Annotated in this window: 18 protein-coding genes and 2 pseudogenes; 9 read left to right on the top strand and 11 right to left on the bottom strand. The window is 68.4% G+C overall.

What is annotated here, in order from left to right:
- Nucleotides 1–22 precede the first annotated feature (22 nt).
- Nucleotides 23–1,156 carry a thiolase family protein gene (locus DEQ67_RS13685; RefSeq protein ID WP_144858351.1) on the top strand — a complete coding sequence of 378 codons (1,134 nt, stop codon included), beginning with the start codon at nt 23–25 and terminating at the stop codon, nt 1,154–1,156.
- A 130-nt stretch (nt 1,157–1,286) separates the two neighbouring features.
- Nucleotides 1,287–1,469, top strand: a complete 183-nt coding sequence (locus DEQ67_RS13680) for a hypothetical protein (RefSeq protein ID WP_115803250.1) — start codon at nt 1,287–1,289, stop codon at nt 1,467–1,469.
- Between the two features lie 51 nt (nt 1,470–1,520).
- Here the strand turns inward: DEQ67_RS13680 and DEQ67_RS13675 are convergent, their stop codons facing one another.
- The 3 genes from DEQ67_RS13675 to DEQ67_RS13665 form a co-directional block, all read right to left on the bottom strand.
- Entirely contained in the window at nt 1,521–3,428 is a 1,908-nt protein-coding gene (locus DEQ67_RS13675) for a cation:proton antiporter (RefSeq protein WP_004062981.1), read from the bottom strand.
- Nucleotides 3,429–3,557: 129 nt separating this feature from the next.
- The gene (locus tag DEQ67_RS13670; RefSeq protein WP_188148422.1) at nt 3,558–5,558 is read right to left on the bottom strand and encodes an AMP-dependent synthetase/ligase; all 2,001 of its coding nucleotides are present in this window, start codon (nt 5,556–5,558) and stop codon (nt 3,558–3,560) included.
- A gap of 97 nt (nt 5,559–5,655) precedes the next feature.
- Nucleotides 5,656–6,564 (bottom strand): MBL fold metallo-hydrolase, encoded by a 909-nt coding sequence (locus DEQ67_RS13665; protein ID WP_006601120.1) that lies wholly within the window; start codon nt 6,562–6,564, stop codon nt 5,656–5,658.
- A gap of 84 nt (nt 6,565–6,648) precedes the next feature.
- On the opposite strand from DEQ67_RS13665, the gene DEQ67_RS13660 reads away from it, so the two are divergent.
- From DEQ67_RS13660 to serS, 3 genes are all read left to right on the top strand, one after another.
- Nucleotides 6,649–6,909 carry a hypothetical protein gene (locus tag DEQ67_RS13660; RefSeq protein ID WP_049896232.1) on the top strand — a complete coding sequence of 87 codons (261 nt, stop codon included), beginning with the start codon at nt 6,649–6,651 and terminating at the stop codon, nt 6,907–6,909.
- 141 nt (nt 6,910–7,050) lie between these two features.
- Nucleotides 7,051–8,619, top strand: a complete 1,569-nt coding sequence (locus DEQ67_RS13655; protein ID WP_006601122.1) for an SLC13 family permease — start codon at nt 7,051–7,053, stop codon at nt 8,617–8,619.
- Between the two features lie 177 nt (nt 8,620–8,796).
- Entirely contained in the window at nt 8,797–10,179 is a 1,383-nt protein-coding gene (gene serS / locus DEQ67_RS13650; RefSeq protein WP_008608299.1) for a serine--tRNA ligase, read from the top strand.
- A 49-nt stretch (nt 10,180–10,228) separates the two neighbouring features.
- Here serS and DEQ67_RS13645 read toward each other — a convergent pair whose 3' ends face one another.
- Nucleotides 10,229–10,582, bottom strand: coding sequence for a nuclear transport factor 2 family protein (locus DEQ67_RS13645; protein WP_004041801.1), 354 nt, complete (start codon nt 10,580–10,582; stop codon nt 10,229–10,231).
- Between the two features lie 128 nt (nt 10,583–10,710).
- Here DEQ67_RS13645 and DEQ67_RS13640 point away from each other — a divergent pair, with 128 nt between their 5' ends.
- Nucleotides 10,711–11,208 (top strand): DUF367 family protein, encoded by a 498-nt coding sequence (locus tag DEQ67_RS13640; RefSeq protein WP_004041802.1) that lies wholly within the window; start codon nt 10,711–10,713, stop codon nt 11,206–11,208.
- Nucleotides 11,209–11,253: 45 nt separating this feature from the next.
- On the opposite strand, the gene DEQ67_RS13635 is transcribed toward DEQ67_RS13640, so the two are convergent.
- Entirely contained in the window at nt 11,254–11,616 is a 363-nt protein-coding gene (locus DEQ67_RS13635; protein WP_115861198.1) for a DUF5518 domain-containing protein, read from the bottom strand.
- Nucleotides 11,617–11,842: 226 nt separating this feature from the next.
- On the opposite strand from DEQ67_RS13635, the gene DEQ67_RS13630 reads away from it, so the two are divergent.
- The gene (locus tag DEQ67_RS13630; protein WP_004041804.1) at nt 11,843–12,820 is read left to right on the top strand and encodes an NOG1 family protein; all 978 of its coding nucleotides are present in this window, start codon (nt 11,843–11,845) and stop codon (nt 12,818–12,820) included.
- 150 nt (nt 12,821–12,970) lie between these two features.
- On the opposite strand, the gene DEQ67_RS13625 is transcribed toward DEQ67_RS13630, so the two are convergent.
- The 4 genes from DEQ67_RS13625 to DEQ67_RS13610 all read right to left on the bottom strand — a co-directional run bounded on the left by DEQ67_RS13625 (nt 12,971) and on the right by DEQ67_RS13610 (nt 16,647).
- Nucleotides 12,971–13,723, bottom strand: coding sequence for an SIMPL domain-containing protein (locus DEQ67_RS13625; RefSeq protein ID WP_004062974.1), 753 nt, complete (start codon nt 13,721–13,723; stop codon nt 12,971–12,973).
- 91 nt (nt 13,724–13,814) lie between these two features.
- Nucleotides 13,815–15,119: a TIGR00341 family protein gene (locus tag DEQ67_RS13620; RefSeq protein WP_424020136.1), complete on the bottom strand. Its 1,305-nt coding sequence runs from the start codon at nt 15,117–15,119 to the stop codon at nt 13,815–13,817.
- A 42-nt stretch (nt 15,120–15,161) separates the two neighbouring features.
- Nucleotides 15,162–15,893, bottom strand: coding sequence for a 5-formyltetrahydrofolate cyclo-ligase (locus tag DEQ67_RS13615; protein ID WP_115861194.1), 732 nt, complete (start codon nt 15,891–15,893; stop codon nt 15,162–15,164).
- A 91-nt stretch (nt 15,894–15,984) separates the two neighbouring features.
- Entirely contained in the window at nt 15,985–16,647 is a 663-nt protein-coding gene (locus DEQ67_RS13610; RefSeq protein WP_004062971.1) for a helix-turn-helix domain-containing protein, read from the bottom strand.
- A 484-nt stretch (nt 16,648–17,131) separates the two neighbouring features.
- Between DEQ67_RS13610 and DEQ67_RS13605 the strand changes: the two genes are divergently transcribed.
- Nucleotides 17,132–17,464, top strand: coding sequence for a DUF7344 domain-containing protein (locus DEQ67_RS13605; RefSeq protein ID WP_115803245.1), 333 nt, complete (start codon nt 17,132–17,134; stop codon nt 17,462–17,464).
- 138 nt (nt 17,465–17,602) lie between these two features.
- Nucleotides 17,603–18,220: a GTP-binding protein EngB gene (gene engB, locus DEQ67_RS13600; RefSeq protein ID WP_004062969.1), complete on the top strand. Its 618-nt coding sequence runs from the start codon at nt 17,603–17,605 to the stop codon at nt 18,218–18,220.
- A 49-nt stretch (nt 18,221–18,269) separates the two neighbouring features.
- Here the strand turns inward: engB and ddh are convergent.
- Nucleotides 18,270–19,192, bottom strand: a pseudogene (gene ddh / locus DEQ67_RS13595) (D-2-hydroxyacid dehydrogenase).
- 135 nt (nt 19,193–19,327) lie between these two features.
- A pseudogene (locus tag DEQ67_RS13590) lies at nt 19,328–19,456 on the bottom strand (hypothetical protein); the annotation flags it as partial.
- Nucleotides 19,457–19,769: the final 313 nt, after the last annotated feature.

Here is a 19,769-nt window from a genome sequence, read left to right as displayed (position 1 = left end):
GTTCGAACCCCGATGCTGTGCCATGCCAGAGCCAGTCATCGCGGCCGCGTACCGCACGCCGTTCGGTAAGGCGGGCGGCGTGTTCGAAGACGTTCGAAGCGAGGACCTCTCGGTCACGCTCATCGACCACATCCTCGACGAACACGACGTCGACCCCGACGACGTGGAGGACCTGATGTGGGGCGTCGCCCAGCAGCGCGCCGAACAGGACAACAACGTCGCCCGCGTCATCGCGCTCCTGTCGGCCCTCGGGGAGGGGACGCCCGCGACGAGCATCAACCGCTGGTGCGCCTCCTCGATGCAGGCCATCATCTCCGCGTCCGACGCCATCGCCGCCGGTAACCGCGAGTGCATCGTCGCCGGCGGGGTCGAGAGCATGTCCCGCGTGCCGATGGACGGCGATTCCTACGAGCACCTCCACCCCGAACTGAGCGAACAGTACAACATCTTCCAGTTACAGATGGGGATGACCGCAGAGAAGGTCGCCGAGGAGTACGAGGTCTCCCGCGAGGCCCAAGACGAGTTCGCGTTCCGGAGCCACCAGCGCGCCGCCGAGGCGACCGACTCGGGTCGCTTCGACGACGAAATCGTCCCGGTCGAGACGGCCGACGGCGTCGTCACCGAGGACGAGGGCATCCGCCGCGACACCTCGATGGAGATTCTCGGCGGCCTCGACCCCGCCTTCTCGGGCGACGGCTCGGTCACCGCCGGCAACTCCTCGCAGATAACCGACGGCGCGGCCGCCGTCCTCGTCACCAGCCGCGAGTTCGCGGAGGACCGCGGCCTCGACGTGCTGGCCTCGGTCGGCACGAACAACGTCGCCGGCGTCGACCCGACGGTCATGGGCATCGGCCCGGTCCCGGCCACCCGCGGCCTCCTCGACCGCGCCGGCACCGACATCGACGACTACGGCCTCGTCGAAATCAACGAGGCGTTCGCCAGCCAGTGTGAGTACTCCCGGCGCGAACTCGGCATCGACGCGGACAGCCTCAACGTCAACGGCGGCGCAATCGCGCTCGGCCACCCGCTCGGGGCGTCCGGCGCGCGCCTGCCGGTGACGCTCATCCACGAGATGCAGAAGCGCGACGTGGACCGCGGCCTCGCGTCGCTCTGCGTCGGCTTCGGTCAGGGCGCGGCGATAGAGTTCAGCAGATAGCTGCGGGCTCGGCTGCTTTTTGTTTTTCCAGCCCCCCGAGACGCATCGTTGCTCCCCGCCCGAGATATGTCACAAACGTCCGTGCCAATTCCGTCACGTTCATACTCCCGTCGTCGAGAGTATCTCGGTGATGAACCTCACGACGACCGCCCTGTCGGGGGCGTTGGCGGCGCTGGTGGCGCTGGTGGCGGCGGCCGCCTCCGCGGGATTCGGATTCGTTTCGAGCCCCGCTCCCGGCGCGTCCGTCTGGGTCGTCCTCGTCGCGCTCACCGCCGGCTACTGGGCGGTGTTCGTTCGGTGGGCCCGGCGCTGAGCGGTCGGGGGCGACGCGAAAAACCGAACGAGCGCCGGGCGGCGAGAGCCGCTATTCGGGGTTGACTAGCTCTTCTGCGTCCCGGACGGCCTCGCGCTCGCCGATGATGGTGATGCGGTCGCCTTCCTGGAGTGTGTACTCCGCGTTGGGGACCGTCGTGTCACCGTTCCGCGAGACGAGCGTGACGAGACAGCCGTCCGGCAGTTCGGGTCCGACCTCGCGGATGGTCCGACCGATGAGTCGCTCGGCGGTGACCTCGACCTCTTGGACGTCGCCGGAGCGACCGATTTCGCCCATCCAGTTCGACATCGACGGGCGCTCGATGTAGTTGTCGAGCGCCTGCGCCGTGGCGATGGTCGACGAGATGGTCCGAACGCCGAGTTCTTCGAACGCCTCGACGTTGTCGGGGTTGTTCGCCCGCGCGAGGACGCTCTCGGGGTCGAACTTCGAGTTCGCCAACTGCGCGACGAGCAGGTTCACGTCGTCGTCGCCGGTCGCGGCGACCACGAACTTGGCGTTCGCGGCCCCCGCGGAGCGTAAGACGCTCGTGTCGGCTCCGTCGCCGTGATGGACGGTAAAGCCCATGTTCCGGGCCGTCTGGACTACTTCTTGGTCCTGCTCGATGAGGACCACGTTCTCTCCGCGGTCTGCGAGGCGTTCGGCGAGCGCACGGCCCACTTTCCCGCCTCCGATGATGAGTACACGCATTGGGATGACGTCGAGATATTCTGCAATCCGGCGAGCGAGACCGGCCTCGAAGACGACGGTCGTCAGGATGACGAGGAACACCGTGCCGACGAGAATCGAGGCGCTCTGGTTCAGCGCGGCGGCCTGCTGGGTCATTCCCTCGGCCGCCAGTCGCGTCGCCTCCTCCTGCAGGGCGATAGCGAACAGCGAGGCCACGGACGCGGGGATGATACCGCGCGGGCCGACGAAGCTCATGAAGAGCTTCTCTTCTCTCGTGAAGCGGTCGCCGCGCGCCGAGACGAAGACCAAAAACGGCCGAATCACGAGCGCGACGGCGGCGACGACGGCGAGGCCGCCGACGCCGAGATTCAGGAGGTTCTGGAAGTCCAACAGCGCCGCGAGGGCGATGAAGACGAACGACAGCACGAGCAGCGTGATGTCGCCTTTGAACGCCGAAATCTCCTCTTCGTACGGCACGTCCGCGTTGCCGAGGAGGATGCCGGCGGTCGCCACCGCGGCGATGCCGGCCTCCGTGGCGACGTAGTCGGCGGCCGCGTAGGACACGAGCGCGCCGGCGAGGACGAGCAGGCGCGCGTTCTGCGGCGCGTTGCCCGGCGAGAGGTCGACGTACCGGAGCGCGTAGTACAGCGACCCGGCGACGATTGCACCCACGATGACGCCGACGCCGAGGCGCTCGGCGAACAGCGTCACGAGGGCGTCGGGACTACTGACGCCTTCGAGGATGGCCTCGAAGATGACGACGGCGACGATGGCCGCCGTCACGTCGTTGACGATACCCTCCGTGTCGAGCGCCGCGCCGACCCGGTCGCGGACCGGGACGACTTCGAGAATCGGCGCGATGACCGTCGGTCCCGTCGCGACGAGGAGCGCGCCCACGAGGAACGACACCGGCCACGGCGCGCCGAGCGCGTAGTGGACGACGACGCCCGTCGCGACGAACGAGATTATCGCGCCGACGGTGACGAGTCGGAACGTCGCGGCCGGCGCTTCCCGTAGCTTGTCGATTCGAAGGTGGAACGCGCCCTCGAAAACGATGATAGCGACCGAGAGACCGACGATGGCCTGTAGTGCGTTCCCGAACGAGTCGGGAGAGATGACGCCGAGGACCTCCGGGCCGAGCAGGATGCCCGACGCGATGAGGAACACGACGCTGGGGACCTGAAAGCGGTCCGAGAGCACCTGCGAGACCACGCCGATGCCGATTATCGCGGCGACGAGCGGGATGAGGTTCGCCCCTCCTGCTGCGGCCACTTATATCGCCTCCATGGATTCGGTTCATGTGACGACGGAAGATAAAACCATACATCTCGGGCGGTATTTCCGCGGCCTTGTGGATACGTATGCCCGCAAAACGCTCGAAAAAGTTTAGGCTGTCAGATTTCACTGGGTCGCATCCCGCTCGCGACTCCGTCGCTCCTCGGTCCCGCGGTCCTCGTCGTAGATGAGAGACACCTCGTCGGCGTAGCGGTCGAGGATGTTCCGGCGCTTTTTCTTCATCGTCGGCGTCATCAGGTCGTTGCCCTCCGAGAACTCCTCGGGCACGACGCGGAACTGCTTGATTCGCTCGTAGGACTCGAAGTTCTCGTTGGCCGCGTCCACCTCGGCCTCGATGCGCTCGTACACCCGGTCGTCGCGGCAGACGGCCTTCGGGTCGTCCGGGAGGTCGATGCCCTCCTCGGCGGCCCACTCCCGCAGGCCGTCGAAACTCGGGACGATGAGCGCCGAGACGAACTTGCGGCCGTCGCCGAGGACCATGCACTGCTCGACCACCGGCGAGGAGGCGAACGCGTCCTCGATGGGGCCGGGCGCGACGTTCTTCCCCGTCGAGAGGACGAGAATCTGCTTGGCGCGCTCGCGGAAGGCGATGTAGCCGTCGGGCCGGCGTTCGACCACGTCGCCGGTGCGGAACCAGCGTCTCCCCTCGTCGTCCTCGACGAACGCCGCCTCGGTCTCCTCGGGGTCGTTCCAGTACCCCTCGGTGACGCTCGGCCCGCGGACGAGCAGTTCGCCCACCTCGCCGCCCGCCTCGCCGAGTTGGTCGCCGACGACGGTCGTGTCGAGTTTCGTCTCGACGTTCCGAAGCGGATAGCCGATGGTGCCGATTTTCGGCGCTTCGGGTGGGTTGACCGAGACGACCGGCGAGGTCTCAGTGAGGCCGTAGCCCTCGTAAATCGGCAGGCCCATCGCGTGGTAGAGCGCGCACAGCTCGGCCGAGAGGCTCCCGCCGCCGCTGATGAAGAAGTCGAGATTGCCGCCGAGTGCGTCGCGCACCTGCCCGAACACGAGGCGGTCGGCGAGGCGGTGTTTCGCGGTGAGCAGGTAGCCCGGAGCGTCGGTCGTGTGGTACGCCTGCCCGACGCCGACGGCCCACTCGAAGACGCGCTTTTTCGCCGGCGACTCGCTGGCCTGCGCCCGAATCGCGTCGTACAGCTTCTCGTACACGCGAGGGACGCTCGTCCCGACCGTCGGCCGGACGAGTTGGAAGTCCTCGCGGAGCGTGTCGGGACTTTCGGCGTAGGCGACGGTCGCGCCCGCCGCGAACATCATGAAGTGGCCGGCCATGCGCTCGAAGACGTGCGCGAGCGGCAGGAACGACAGCGCCACCGCGTCGGGACCGATGACCGGGGTATCGCCTTTGTCCGGGCGCGGGCCGAAGCGTCGGTAGCTCTCGTTGACGTTCGACCGGAAGTTCCAGTGGGTGAGCCGGACGCCTTTCGGCTGGCCCGTCGTCCCCGAGGTGTAGATGAGGCTGGCGAGGTCCTCGGGGTCGCGCTCGTCCAGCCACGATTCGTAGGCCGCCTCGTCGTACGCTTCCTCGCCGCGGCGATACAGTTCCCCGAGCGTCAGCACGTCCTCGCGGTCGTCGTGGCCGTCGTACTCGTCGACGACGACGATAAACCGCAGGTCCAACTCGTCTTCGACGGCGAGCACGCGCTCCAGTAGCGCCTCGTTTTCGACCACGACGGCGTCCGCGCCCGGGTCGGAGAGCAAGTACTGCGTCTGTCGCTCCGACGACGAGGTGTACACCGTGGTGACGACGCCGCCCGCGCCGAGGACCGCGAAGTCGGTCTGCGCCCACTCCATGCGCGTGTGCGAGAGGACGCCGACGCGGTCGCCGCTCTCGATGCCGAGGTCGCGGAACCCTGCCGCGAGGCGGCGGACGATGCCCCGCATCTCGTCGTAGGTCAGGCCGGCGTAGTCGCCGTCGGGGGCCGCCGGAACGACGCCCTCAGCGACCAGCGACCGCCGATAGACGCCGCCTTTGTATCGCTGCGCGACCCGCGAGGCGTTCCGCGAGGCGCTCGCTTCGAACATCCGTGGGAGGGTCGTCCGCTCGATGACAGGGTCGTCGAACGCCGCCTCCGCGTCCCGCCAGTCCATGTCCTGTTAGTTGTCATTCACCATTTAAAACTATGTACGTTCGGTCTGTTGAAAGCCCGCGATACCGCGGGGAAACGCTGATTGCGACCCGCTCGCGTCACTCGTCGTCGCCGATGTAGTCGAGGTAGCCGAGCACGCCGCGGGTGTTCAGGCGCTCTTCGTCGCGGGCCTTCCGCTCGCCCCACACCTCGTCCATCTGGGTGTGTTCGACGAAGTGGTCGATGACGGCCTCGTCGACGCCGAGCTCCGCGCGCTTCTGTCGGATGGCCTCGACCCACTCCACGAGGACGCGCTTGTACTCCTCGGCGAGGTCGGCGTCGTAGGGCTTCGGGCCGAAGTGGCCGAAACAGACCGTCTCGGGGTCGATGTCCTCGATGGTCCGCACGTCGTCGAGCGCCTTCTGGAGGTGGAACTGCGAGGGCGGCGAGGTCTGGCGGAGCGTCCGCGACCGCGGCTCCCAGATGCCGAGCGCGTCGCCGACGAACAGCACGTCGTCGCCGTCGTCGTGGAACATCACCTGATGCGGCGCGTGGCCGGGCGCGTGGTGGACCGTGAGCGTCCGGTCGCCGAGGTCGATTTCGTCGCCGTCGGTGAGGCCTTCGACGCGGTCTTCCTCGATGGGGAGCGGTTCGTCGTAGAACCGCCACTGGTCTTCGACGGCCGCCTTCGTGCCCTCGATGAGCCGCGAGGGGTCAACGAGGTGCGGCGCACCGAGTTCGTGGGTCATGACGGTCGCGTCGGGGTAGCGCTCGGCGAGGTAGCCCGCGCCGCCCGCGTGGTCGAGGTGGACGTGCGTCGGCAGGATGTACGCGAGGTCGTCGACGCCGACCTCGTCGAGCATTCCGAAGACCGCCTCCCGGTCGGCGGCGATGCCGGTGTCGACGAGCGCCGGCCTCTCGGCGTCGACGAGGTAGACCGAGCCGTACTTCTCCACCTCGTACATCCCGCTGTCGACGTAGTAGAGGTCCGTGCTGTCCGGGACGGGTTCGACGTCGCCAATAGCCATAGTTGACGGCCGTCTCCGGGGAAGAAAAGCGTTCGGTCGCCCCGACCCCCCACGTTGATTACGGGCGACCGCAAAGCCGTCTCCATGTCCGAACAGGGCAGCGACCCGCTCCCGGACGTCGACATCACGGACATCTCCCCGATGGCGTGGCGACTGCTCAGAGTCGCCGCCGGCTACAACCAGCGGGCCGTCGAGCGCGCCGTCGACGACCTCATGCAGGCGCACGTCTCCATGCTCGAATCCGGGAGCCGCGGCCTCTCGCGGTCGCGCCGCCGCGCCCTGCTCTCGCTGTACGCCGCGGAACTCGACGACGGACAGGTCCGCACGCTCGTCGAACACTTTTAAATCGCGTCGGGGCGCGACGCGAAATCCCCGCTTCCGTCTGCCGATTCCGTCGAGAACGCGGCTGTCGACGCCGATATACCGCCGTTCGCTACCGTATTGAAAATAATTAAGTAAGACTATCGTTAGAGATACCGTGTATCAATGATACGCGGTGTTACAAAGACTGCTCGCGGACGATTCGCCGTCTTCACGCTCGCCCTCGTCGCGTCCCTCGCGCTGGCCTTCGGGCCGTCGCTTGAGGGACTCTCGACGCGGGGACAGTACGCATTAGCGACGATGGTGTTCGCCGGCATCCTCTGGGTGTCCGGCGCGCTCCCTCTCGCGGTGACTGCGCTGTCGATACCGGTGTTGCTCACGGCCTACGGCGTCTACGGCGATATCGACCCGGCGCTGGCGGGCTTCGCTGACCACCTCATCTTCCTCTTCATCGCCGGCTTCATGCTGGCGAACGCGCTCCAGAAGTACAACATCGACCGCCGCATCGCGCTGTGGCTCATGGCCGTCATGGGGTCGTCGCCGCGGCGGCTCATCCTCGCTATCATGCTCGCCACGGCGTTCCTGTCGATGTGGGTTTCGAACACCGCGACGACGGCGATGATGACGCCCATCGCGCTCGGCGTCCTCGCGCAGGTGCTCGGCCGCGAGGAGGTCTACGAGGCCGACGCCGCCGAGGGCTCCTTCTCGAACATGCAGATAGCGACGCTCCTCGGCACCGCCTACGCCGCGAGCGTCGGCGGGGTCGGCACCCTCATCGGCACGCCGCCGAACGCGGTCGTCGCCACCCAGCTCAACGCGCTCCTCGGCTACGACATCGGCTTCGCGGAGTGGCTCCTCGTCGGCCTCCCAATCGTCGCCATCACCCTCCCCATCGTCTGGTACCTCCTCACGTTCCGGTTCTATCCGCCCGAGGTCGACGACGTGGAGGGAGCCCGCGAACAGGCCCGCGAGTACCTCGCCGACGAGGGCGCGCTCTCGACCCGCGGCCGCCGCGTCGCGTACATCTTCGCCGCCACCGCCGGGCTGTGGGTCCTCGGCGGCCTCGACCTCGCGTTCGAGGGCGTCCTCTCGGACCCGGTGTTCAACACCCTGTTCGGCACCGGCGAGGGCATGACGCTCCTCGGCGTCGAGGGCCATCAGGGCCTCCTGTACTACGTGATGGTCGGGATGGTCTCCATCCCGGCGCTCGTCCTCGCGGACACGATGGAGTGGGACGAACTGGTCGACATCGACTGGGGGACGATTCTCCTCTTCGGCGGCGGCATCTCGCTGGCCGACGCGTTCGCCTCCACGGGCGCGACGCGGTGGCTCGCCGAGGCCGTCTTCGGCTCCTTGACCGGCGCGCCCATCGTCCTCGTCGTCGGCGCTATCGTGCTTCTCGTCATCTTCCTCACGGAGATGACCTCGAACACCGCCACGGCGACCATCATCGTCCCCGTGCTCATCGGCATCGGGAGCGTCTTCGCGGCGACGCTCGGGCTCACCGAGGTCTCCGCGGCGGTGTTCCTCGCGGTCAGCGGGGCCATCGCGGCCTCGTTCGCGTTCGCGCTGCCGGTGGCGACGCCCCCGAACGCCATCGTCTTCGGGAGCGGCCACATCAAGCAGTCCCACATGATGCGGGCCGGGGCCGTCCTCAACGTCGTGATGACCGGCGTGCTGACCATCCTCATCTGGTTCCTCTTCCAGTTCGTCTGGCCGGCGTTCCTCTGGTAGTCGCTCCGTCGGCTTCCGACCGCGGCGGCCGCTCTCACCGCGGTGTCGGGGCGTTCCGCCGACGCCGTTTCGTCGCGCGCATTCGGCGCGGATTCCTCGCGTTCGCCCGCCGCGTGCTCGCCCCCGTTCCTCAGCGATGCGATACGATTTTCCCGCCCGCCCGGAAATCACAGCCCAATGATTGACAGGCAACTACTCCGCGACGAACCGGAGCGAGTTCGCGACGCGCTCGCCGCCCGAAACATGGAGGACGTGGACATCGACCGCGTCCTCGACGTGTACGACGAGTGGCGCTCGCTGAAGGCCGAGGGCGACGACCTCCGCCACGAGCGCAACGAGGTCAGCCAGCAGATCGGCCAGCTGAAACAGGAGGGCAAAGACGAGGAGGCGCAGGAAGCCATCGACCGCTCGGGCGAACTCAAAGAGGAGCTCCAGGAGCTCGAAGCCCGCGCCGACGAGCTCGAAGCGGAACTCGACGAGGCGCTCATGGAGCTGCCGAACCTCCCCCACGAGTCGGTCCCCGTCGGCGCCGACGAGGACGACAACGAGGAGGTCCGCCGCGTCGGCTTCGACGACCTGCGCGAGCTCCCCGACGAGGTGACGCCGCACTACGACCTCGGCGAGGAACTCGACATCATCGACGAGGGTCGCGCGGCCAAGACCACCGGCGCGGGCTTCTACTTCCTGAAAGGCGAGGGCGCGATGCTCGAACACGCGCTCGTGCAGTTCATGCTCGACGTGCACCGCGAACAGGAGTACGTCGACCTGTTCCCGCCGATTCCGGTCAAGACCACCTCGATGGAGGGCACCGGCCAGCTCCCGAAGTTCGCGGAGGACGCCTACCGCATCGGCGGCGCGGAGACCGAGAACTACGACGACGACGACCTGTGGCTCTGTCCCACCGCGGAGGTGCCGGTGACGAACATGTACCGCGACGAGATTCTCCTGAAGGACGACCTCCCGCTGAAACATCAGGCGTACACGCCGAACTTCCGGCGCGAGGCGGGCGAACACGGCACCGAGACCCGCGGCATCGTCCGCGTCCACCAGTTCAACAAGGTCGAACTCGTCAACTTCGTCGAACCCGACGAGTCGTACGACCGGCTCGAAGCGCTCGTCGACGAGGCCGCCGAAGTGCTCGACCGACTCGGCCTTCCGTACCGCGTCCTCTCGCTTTGCACCGGCGACCTCACCTTCGCGTCGGCGAAGACCTACGACCTCGAAGTGTGGGCCCCCGGCACGGAGTCCGAGGACGCCCCCGAACAGGGCGGCCGCTGGCTGGAAGTGTCGTCGGCCTCGAACTTCGAGGACTTCCAGGCGCGCCGCGCGGGCCTCCGCTACCGCCCCGAGCGCCACGAGTCGGCGGAGTACCTCCACACGCTCAACGCCTCGGGCACGGCCGTCGGCCGCGTGATGGTCGCGCTGCTCGAATACTACCAAAACGAGGACGGCACGGTCGACGTGCCCGAACCCCTCCAGCCCTACATGGGCGGCCGCGAGGTCATCGAGGGTCACGAGCCCGTCGGCGAGGCCGCGGTCGGCGCTGGCAAGAAAGACTGAGCGTCTGACGCGCCGCGACCCCAGTACTCCGATTTCCAGCGACGCCCCGTCAGTTCGCCGTCGAGGATTTGACGAACGTCTTCAGCTCCGAGAGCTTCCCGTCGCGCGCTCGAAACCGGTCGAGAAAGACGAACAGCTCGTCGCCATCGCCGTCTTCGAGGTGGCCGCGGACGACGATTTCGTCGTCGGACTTCGACTGGATGTAGCGTTCGATGACGTGTCGCGTGTCCTTCTGCGGCCGGTCGTCCCGCATGAACGTGACGAACTCCTCGCGCCCCGAGAGCGTCATGTCGCCGCGGTGCTGGACGAACTCCGGTTCGAGGAGGTTCCGAAGCATGTCGTATCCGTGGTGGTCGAGCGCCGTGTAGTACTGCCGGGCCAGATACGTCGCGTCGGGGTGCACGCGCTTTCTTCGTCGGCGGGCGGGAAGAATCCGACGCCGGCGCTGCCGGCCCTGTCGGTGTTGCCGTCGAACGCCCCGGCCGACACCGCGTTCGGGACGCTTTTCTCCGCCAGCCGCGTACCGCGGCTGTGGACCTGCACGTTCGATACGAGGGCGACGACGACCCGAAGAAGTGCACGGCGAAGAAGCTCGAACGCTTCGACATGGCCGTCCTCCACGGCTCCGACCGCGAGACCCCCTACGGCGTCGTGCTCAACCCGCACGCTGACAGGGCGCTGTCCCCCGCCGACGCCGACACCGGCGCGCTCGTCGCGCTCGACTGCTCGTGGGAGTCGGCCGGCGAGGCCATGTTCTCGCTCCCCGGCGAGCACCGCGCGCTCCCGTATCTCGTCGCCGCCAACCCCGTGAACTTCGGCCGCCCGATGCAGCTGACGACCGTCGAGGCGATAGCCGCCGCGCTCGTCATCTTCGGGGAGAAAAAGCGGGCCGAAGACGTGCTCTCGAAGTTCAACTGGGGCCACACGTTCCTCGAACTCAACGAGGAGCCGCTCCGCCGGTACGCGGCGTGTGCGGACTCGACCGAGGTCGTCGAGATTCAGCGGGAGTACCTCGAACGCGGCGAGTAGCCCGTTGCGACGCCCTCCAACCGCCGCCTCAGATTCAGCTCAGCCTCAGCCCTTCACCCACGCGCCGACGGCCCCGGCGACGGCGCTGTCGATGGCGAAGATGAGCGTCAGTACGACGCCCGCGACGAGGACGCCGACGCCGCCGAGGAGGCCGCCCAGCGGCCCGCCGGCGAGTCCGAGCAAACTCCCGAGGAGCGCCGCGAAGAGCGTGACGACGATGCCCGAGATGGAGCCCGCGACGAGGCCGTTCCACGCGCCGTTACCGGGCGTGCCGCCCGCGAGATAGCCCGCCGCGAAGCCGCCGAGCAGCCCCGCGCCGATTTGGCCGACGACGGGGAGCGCCAGCCCGCCCGTGCCGACGACGACGATGACGACGAAGCCGACGGCGACAGCTTTCCAGTCAGTCATGCGTCGAGGTAGGCCGCGGGCGGGCAAGAACTTCGTGGCGGCCCGGGTGGGGTGGGGTGGGGCGTCCGGCCGCGCCCGTTCGCGTCCCCGCGTCCCCGCGCCGACCCCCTGCGACCCCTTCGCTTCCGGTCGAACCGTGCGGGAGACCTGCACGGCGAATCCCCCGCTCGAAGCGCCGAGCCCCAAACGGACGCGCTTTTACGGCTCGGCCATGTAGCGGACTGCAATGATTTTCGAGTCTCTCCCGACCACGCCCCGGTCGGACGAACTCATCGACAAGGCCTTCTCGCGGGCCGCGCGCACGGGGCGAGCGAAGCAGAACAAGTTGGAGGCTCAGCAGTCGATGCTCCAGACGGCGTCGAACATCCTCTCGGACAACCTCGAGAACGTCGTCGTCGAGTGGCCCGACTTCGAGACGGTCGACCCCTTCTACTACGAACTCGCCGACGCCATCGTCGACGTCGACGAGGTCCGAAAGAGCCTCTCGGAAGTGATGTGGGCCTCCCGGCAGGTCGACAACATCGCCCGCGAGTACCAGCCGAAGCTCCGCAAGACCGACGCGGACCTCGCGCGCAAGCACCGAAAGCAGGCGTTCGCCCGCATGGCGAGCGTCGTCGAGGAGGTCGAAGACGACCTGCTCCGCATCGGCGAGGCGCGCGACGCCCTGAAGGACCTCCCCGACATCCGCCCGGACGAGCCGGCAATCGTCGTCGCCGGCTACCCGAACGTCGGGAAGTCCTCGTTCGTCAACGACGTGACCCGCGCGTCGAACGAAATCGCCCGCTACCCCTTCACGACGAAGGGCGTCCAAATCGGGCACTTCGACCGCGACCGCATCCGCTACCAGATTATCGACACGCCGGGGCTGCTCGACCGTCCCGAAGACGAGCGCAACGACATCGAGCGACAGGCCGTGAGCGCCCTCGAACACCTCGCGGACGCCGTCCTCTTCGTCGCCGACGCCAGCGGGGCGTGCGGCTACCCCATCGAGTCGCAGCTCGAACTCCGCGACGCCGTGAAAGCGCGCTTCGAGGAGCGAGACATCCCCGTCCTCACCGTCTGTAACAAGAGCGACCGCTCGACCGACATGGACGCCGACATCTACATGAGCGTCGAGACGGGCGAGAACGTCGAGGCCGTCCTCGACGCCGCGGTCGAGGCCATCGGGTTCGAACCCGACATCCCGCCGTCGCGCAACGAGTAAGTGAATCGACGCGGAGTTTCGGGCACCGTCACTTTCGTCTCGTCGCAGCACTTCGACGAGAGAGCCGCGGCTACGGGGTGAGTCTCTGAGAAGAGGGACGTGGGGCAGTTCAACCCGAGAACCGCGGGTTCGGTCAGCGGGGGCGGGTTCCTATTCCGATTCGGCTTCGTAGACCATCTGGACGGTCGCAGAGACGGTCACGGGGCCGGGCGAGAGTTCGGTCGACCCGGAGGAGCCGCGGGCGGCGTCCTCGGCGTAGGCGACCGGGTACGGGCCGGGCGAGGCGCCCCCGCCGACGGTGGCGGTGTGGACGCCCGCGACGGTCAGGCCCGAGGCGCTGGCGACCGCGTCGGCGTCGGCCTTCGCGGAGTCGACGGCGCGGTTCAGGGCCTCTTCGCGGAGTTCGGCGCGCTTCTCGTCGGTGAGCGTGAAGGCGACGCCGCGGATTTCGCTGGCACCGGCACCGACCGCGAGGTCGATGACTTCGCCGGCGCGGTCGGGGGCGACCTCGACGCGGAGGGTGTGGGCGGCGCGGTAGCCGAGGAGTTCGCGTTCCTGACCGCTGTAATCGTACTCGGGGTAGATGTTGAAGCCGGTCGTCTGGACGGCGTCCTCGGCGATGCCGGCGTCGGTGAGGGCGGCGCGGACGGCGGCCACGTCGTCGGCGACGGTGCCGCGGGCCTCGTCGGCCGAGTCCGCGGTGGTCGTCACGGCGATGGAAACCACGGCGAGGTCAGCGTCGGCGGTCACTTCGCCGGTGCCGGTCGTGGAGATGGTCGTCGCGTTCGTCGCGTTTATCCCGTCTGCGCCCCCGTCGGCCGTCGTCTGCAAGGGTGCCGAGAGGCAGCCCGCGAGGAGGACGAGGCCGACGAGGAATATCGGAGCAATCGTGCGTCGTTGCATACCTCTCGTACGTCGGTTCAGCTATTCAAGCCGCGCTAGAGACAAAGAGCGATTGTAGCCTTCGAAACGGGTGCTAACCCCCCGCAGCGAACTACTCCACGACGGCGACGTAGCGCACTTCGACGTCGATTTCGCTCGCCCCCCACGGCGACAGCGGTTCGGGGGCGACGGCGTTCACCCGCCTCGTGAGTTCGCGTTCGACCATCGGCGGGTCGGAGGCCGGGTCGTAGCCGACGGTCACGACGATACCCTCCGGCTCTTGCAGCGGCCCGCTGTCGTACCGCAGCTCCATCGACAGCAGGCGGGCGTCGGTGTCCGAAAGCGCGTCTTCGATGGCGTCGTGCGCCTCCGACTGGAAGTCGGCGTTCCGGTAGGTCGTGTAGGTGACCGCGCCGAGGAACGACGAGAGGACGAGCAGGCCGACCCCGATGACGGCGATGCGGAACAGGGCGGCCCGGCGGGCCTCGTCGCGACGAATCCAGCGCTCGGGGCGGTAGCCCTGTCGCCAGAGGACGCCGATGGCGACGAAGTTGACGGAGAGGATGTTGACGAGGACGAGGATGGCCGAGCCGACGACGGCCTCGGGCGCGCCCCACGCGACGCCGATGCCGACGACGGCGGTCGGCGGGACCAACGCGGCGGCTATCATGACGCCGACGAGCGCGGTCGAGACGCCGGAGGAGAGCGAAATCGCGCCCGCCGCCCCCGCGCCGAGCGCGATGACGAGCGACAGCACGTCGGGCGCGAGGCGCTCGTCCACCTCGGGAATCGACAGCACCTCAGCCGGAGACAGCGGCACCGCCCCGGTCTGCCTGAGCAGGAAGGCGAAGACGGCCGCCGCACCGACCGCGAGGAGGCCGCCGAGCGCCTGCAGGCGAACCCCGCGGGCGAACATCTCGTCGTCGTCGACGACGGTGCCGACGCTCGCGGACATCGCGGGGCCGACGAGCGGGGCGATGACCATCGAGCCGACGACCACGGCCGGCGAGTCCAGAAGCAGGCCCGCGGTGGCGACGAGCGCCGAGATGACCGTCATGAGCACGTACGTCGACACCGACGGCGCGAGGTCGGCGGCCTTCGAGGCCAGCTCCTCGCGGGCGATGCGGTCGCCGTTCTCGTCGTCTTCCTCGTACTGCTCGCGCAGTTGGTCGAACCGCTTCGAGGCGACCGTCTCGGCCGCGACGACGACGGTGTAGGCGTCGCGCTCGACGCCCGCTTCGCGGAGCCGAGCCAACACCGGTTCGACGGCCTCCTTTGGGACCGGGAAGGTGACGACGGCGACGAAGCCGCGCCCGGAGGTCTCCTCGGAGACGGCGTAGTCGACGCCCTCCTCGTCGAGCGTCCGCAGGACGGCCTCGCGCTTGCCGGTCGGCACCAACACCTGTACGAGTCGCACGGCCTCACGTCGGCCCGGGCGGTGAAATAAGCAGGGGCTCGGCTACTCGCCCACCGCGCCCGACTCGTCGCGCAACCGCCGGAGGACGGGCATCTCGTCGAGGCGCTCGTCGGGGAGCGCGTCCCAGTCGATTCCCTCGGGCCGCGGATACGGGGTCTCGGTTCGGACCAGCCGCTCGGGGGTGACGACGAGGTCCATCGGCACGTCGTGGGCGTCCGGCTCGGGCAGGTCGTCGCGGACCTGTCGCTCGTGGACCGTCGTCGCCACGGTCGTCTCCGCGGTGACGGCTCCCAGCCCCCGCAACACCGCGTATTCGAGGTCGCTGAACCCCTCGCCCTTCCCGACGCGAGCGCCCGCCTCGGAGACGGCGACCGACCCCGAGACGACGAGGTCGATGAGCGGCAGCGCGTCGGGGCCGACCGTGTCGGCGTAGGTCTCGACGTGCGAGACGGTCGGCGCGCTGTCGAGGTGTTCGTCGTCGATGCGCGCGGGGTCGAGTTCGTAGAAGCACTCCTCGTCGCGGAGTCGCGGGACGGCCATGTAGACGGTCTTGCCCTCGCGGAGCGCCCGCCGCCTGACGGGGAGTTGCGGGGCGTCCGGGTTGGCCTTCACCGCGTCGGCGGCGGCCCACTCGGGCGTCGCCGCGAGTCGCTCGGCGGCCGCCGTCGCGTCGGCAAAGTTCGGAATGCGGCCGTGCGGCGGGAAGGGGAACCGGGCCGCGCCCGACGATTCGAGGTCGTCCCACACCGTCGTTCGGAGCGTCGCTTTGTCCATCGCGTCGCCGTCGCGTACTCGCGCCGGGCCAATAGCTCCCCCGCTCGGGCCGCGAGCGGTTCCGGCCGCCGCGCAGTCTCCCAGTCGGTCGTTACGAGAGGTCGGCCGCCGACTGCGACAAGAGCACCTTCCGGAGGACGGTGTCGGCCCCGCGGCGGACGCGCTCGGAGGCGGCCTGCGGGCTGATTCCGAGTCGGTCGGCCACCTCGTTGAGCGTGGTTCGCCGCGGAACCTCGAAGTACCCCTCGGAGACGGCGGTGACGAGCGCCTCCTGTTGTTCGTCGGTGATGTCGAAGTTGTAGACGCCCGGTTCTCCCTCCGCGAGGGTGTAGATGCGCTCGACGTGGAACTCGATGGCCTCGTCCTGACAGCGGTTGTGGAACTCGGTGAGCGCCGCGTGGTCGTTGAATCTGAGGCGGAACAGCCACGGGTCGTTGCCGCGGGCTTCGAGAATCGTCGCCTCGCTGTCGGTGAGAACCCGGGTCAGACTCGACGTGGACTCTCCCCAGTTGACCTTGTACAACACCCGGTCTTCGATGCGGGCGACGGCCGCCAAATCGTCGACGAGCCGGTCGTCTCGGACGACGCGCTCGAACGCCTCGAAGTCCGTGCCGTGGGCCCAGAAGAATGGCATGACCTCACCGCCGGTCGGGACGACGCGCTCTAACTCGAGGTGGACGCCGTTCGACACGGCGGTGACCCTCCCGAGGTCGAAGCTCTCTGAGTCAATCGTCAACTCGACGATTACGGCCATTGCTGGCTCTCATTTAGCAGCCGCTGTATTGAACACCTATGTCAACCGAAAGCCACGACCGCGCCCGGAGGTCGGCCTCGTCGCCGCCGGGGCGCGCTCGTGTTCGGCAGGATTTCGGCCGACAACGTTCGTGTGTGACCGCAGCCCACTCGGACGCGCGCCCCATCGGCTTCCCGGATGCACTACTTCAATGACCGGACTGTGAAAGCAGAAAGAGAATGCTGGCTTGCTAGCTATGACCCCTCGGGGACGTAGTTGTGAACGCACACAGACATCGACAGCCGTACGCCGCCCGACAGCGCCGTGGTGGTGCAGCCGCGTACGGACGTGTGACTGACGAGCCGCGCTCTCGACGGTACCGGTATCGGGTGGTGTTCGCCGGGTGCCCGGAGCGGGGCCTGTCAGCGACTCGCGGAAGCCGCGTTATCCCGGCGTCTCGCGCCCGTCGCGCGACGCCCGTTCGGATTCGACGGGGGTTGCGCCGATGGTAGCCACAGCGTCCCCTCGCCTCGACGAGGCGTTCGACGCCCTCGGAAACGTCCATCGGCGACGGTTGCTGTTGGGCCTGCGCCGACGGCGACGCACGCGCCTCGACGCGGCAACGCGGGACGCGGCCGTTGGTGGCGGCCGCGACCGCGACCGACTGAAGCTGGAACTGTTCCACGTTCACCTGCCGAAACTCGCTGACGCCGGCTTCGTCGACTGGAACCGTCGTCGCGGTTCCGTCGCGTGCGGCCCTCGATTCGACGAAATCGAGCCGCTGCTGCGATTCCTCGACGAGCACGCCGGCGAGCTATCGGTCGGCGGCTGTGACTGACGCGGCCGCCGAATTCACGCGTCGTCGTCGAGTCGCTGTGGGGGCGACTCGCCCGGAGACGTGATTTTTCGACGCCGACGCCGCGCACCGGCGGGTCCGTTCCGCCCACCTTATCCGTCGCGGTGGCGAACCACCGGTATGTTCCAAGACCGACCGGACCGCGACGAAATCGTCCTCGTCGGGCGGTCGAACGTGGGGAAGTCCACCCTGATGCGAGAGCTGACGGGTCACAGCAAGTTCACGACGGGCAAGAAGCCCGGCGTCACCCGAAAGCCCAACCACTTCGACTGGAACGCGGAGCACTTCATGTTCACCGACCTGCCCGGGTTCGGCTTCATGTCCGGCGTCGACCGCGACACCCGCGAGGCCATCAAGACGGACGTGGTTCAGTACATCGAGGAGCACGCCGACGACATCCTCGCGGCGGTCCTCGTCGTCGACGGGAAAAGCGTCATCGACATCATCGACCGCCACACCACCGAGGACTCCATCCCCCACGACGTGGAGATGTTCTTTTTCCTCGACGAACTCGACATCCCGACCGTGGTCGCGGTCAACAAGATGGACAAGGTCGACGATCGCGACGAGCGCCTGAACGACCTCTGTGACCGCCTCGGCCTCTTCCCGCCGTGGAAGCAGTGGCGGAACGTCATCGCGCCCATCACGGCCAAGCGCGGCGACATCTCCCACCTCGAAGACGCCCTGCGGTCGCACCTCCACGAACAGGGCCGCGACGACCTGTTCAAGTTCCTCTGAGCGACGCGCCGTCCCGCCGACACCCCCGCGACCTGCCCCCCAAGCGAACTCACGCCACGCGGTTCGTGAGCGATTCGCCGGCCGCTATCTTCTCGACGTTCTCCCGCACGAGCGCCGCGATGTCCTCGTGGTACTTCCCCGTCGCGGCGCTCACGTGCGGCGTGACGAGCACTTCGTCGAAGCCCCACAGCGGCGACTCCGCGGGGAGCGGTTCCTCGGCGAACACGTCGAGCGCCGCGCCCGCGATGTCGCCGGCGTCGAGCGCCGCCACGAGGTCGGCCTCGTCGACGACGGGGCCGCGCGCGACGTTCACGAGGTAGGCGTCCCCGCGCATCGCTTCGAACGTCGGCGCGGCGACCATGCCCTCGGTCTCCGCGGTCAGCGGCATCGCCAGCACGACGAATCGGGCGTCGGCGACGGCCTCGTGCAGTCGGTCGGGGGTGAACACCGCCGAGACGTTTTCCACGGGGTCGCCGGAGCGCCGGACGCCGACGACGTCCATGCCGAGGGCGGCCGCGCGGTCGACGACGCCCCGGCCGAGCGTGCCGAGGCCGACGACGCAGACGCGCTCGCCGTCGAGGGTAAAGGGCTCCGTGTAGCGCGGCAGGTCCCACTCGCGGTCGCGCTGGGCGTCGCGGTAGGCGTGGAGGCGGCGGGCGAGCGTCAGCATGTAGCCGACGACCGTCTCGCCGACCGTGGTCCCGTGGACGCCGGTGCTGTTCGTGAGGGCCGTGCCGGCCGCCTCGTAGTCGGAGACGGGGAACTCGTCGTAGCCGGCGCGGACGCAGTGGACCCAGTCGGCGTCGACGAAGGCGTCTCTGTGGCCGAACGTGGCGACCGCGTCGCCCGGCCCGAACTCCTCGTCGTCGCCGACGCGCTCGACGGGCACGCCGCGGCCCGAAAGCGCCTCGACGAACAGCCCCGGGGGCATCGTCCGACCGACTCGTCGACCGCGATGCGTTCGATGTGCATGGCCGAGGGGTCGCGGCGGCTCACGAAGGACGTTGCGGCTTCGGCGTCGGTGTCCGGTTTCGGGGCTCGTCGAGGGTCGGCGCGCCACTCGCCCCACGTCGTCACCGACGACGGGAGAATCGCCAGTCGCTCGCCGGACTGCGGGCCACAGATGCCGGTCGCCAGCAGTTGACTCCAGTAGCTTCCGGTCGCCTCGTCGTAGAGTACGAGGTTGGCGGCGTTTCGGAGTTCGGCGTCGCCGGTCAGGACCGACGCGCCGAACACCCGCCCCTCGGCGGCCGCACATTACCTTCGGTACAGCCCGCGAGTCCGGCGGCCGCCGCGCTCACGACTCCGAGAAACGTGCGGCGGTACACCCCTCTTTGGTCGTTCGGCGGCAAATAGCTAGCTCGAAACGGCTGATTCGGCGCGCCACGGTCGCGGACGCGGCGCTCCGGGGCAACGAGATTCGGAGCGATAGGACGACGGGTCGTCAGTAGTTGGTGGCTCGGATGAAATCTATCATCACAAGGGGCTGAGTGGGGGTAACCTTCGTCATCGCCACCGAGTCGGAGTCCGGGTCGGACGTTCAAGAATC

Source organism: Haloferax sp. Atlit-48N, assembly GCF_003383015.2.
Classification (GTDB): Archaea; Halobacteriota; Halobacteria; order Halobacteriales; family Haloferacaceae; genus Haloferax; species Haloferax volcanii.
The sequence above is the reverse complement of the archived record's forward strand: the minus strand, read 5'-3'. Positions and strand labels throughout refer to the sequence as shown.

Bases quoted from the DNA above. Each gene is read 5' to 3' on its own strand.
- DEQ67_RS13685 (WP_144858351.1), top strand. From the start codon at position 23: ATGCCAGAGCCAGTCATCGCGGCCGCGTACCGCACGCCGTTCGGTAAG.
- DEQ67_RS13680 (WP_115803250.1), top strand. From the start codon at position 1,287: ATGAACCTCACGACGACCGCCCTGTCGGGGGCGTTGGCGGCGCTGGTG.
- DEQ67_RS13670 (WP_188148422.1), bottom strand. From the start codon at position 5,558: ATGGACTGGCGGGACGCGGAGGCGGCGTTCGACGACCCTGTCATCGAG.
- DEQ67_RS13665 (WP_006601120.1), bottom strand. From the start codon at position 6,564: ATGGCTATTGGCGACGTCGAACCCGTCCCGGACAGCACGGACCTCTAC.
- DEQ67_RS13660 (WP_049896232.1), top strand. From the start codon at position 6,649: ATGTCCGAACAGGGCAGCGACCCGCTCCCGGACGTCGACATCACGGAC.
- DEQ67_RS13655 (WP_006601122.1), top strand. From the start codon at position 7,051: ATGATACGCGGTGTTACAAAGACTGCTCGCGGACGATTCGCCGTCTTC.
- serS (WP_008608299.1), top strand. From the start codon at position 8,797: ATGATTGACAGGCAACTACTCCGCGACGAACCGGAGCGAGTTCGCGAC.
- DEQ67_RS13635 (WP_115861198.1), bottom strand. From the start codon at position 11,616: ATGACTGACTGGAAAGCTGTCGCCGTCGGCTTCGTCGTCATCGTCGTC.
- DEQ67_RS13630 (WP_004041804.1), top strand. From the start codon at position 11,843: ATGATTTTCGAGTCTCTCCCGACCACGCCCCGGTCGGACGAACTCATC.
- DEQ67_RS13625 (WP_004062974.1), bottom strand. From the start codon at position 13,723: ATGCAACGACGCACGATTGCTCCGATATTCCTCGTCGGCCTCGTCCTC.
- DEQ67_RS13615 (WP_115861194.1), bottom strand. From the start codon at position 15,893: ATGGACAAAGCGACGCTCCGAACGACGGTGTGGGACGACCTCGAATCG.
- DEQ67_RS13610 (WP_004062971.1), bottom strand. From the start codon at position 16,647: ATGGCCGTAATCGTCGAGTTGACGATTGACTCAGAGAGCTTCGACCTC.
- DEQ67_RS13605 (WP_115803245.1), top strand. From the start codon at position 17,132: ATGGTAGCCACAGCGTCCCCTCGCCTCGACGAGGCGTTCGACGCCCTC.
- engB (WP_004062969.1), top strand. From the start codon at position 17,603: ATGTTCCAAGACCGACCGGACCGCGACGAAATCGTCCTCGTCGGGCGG.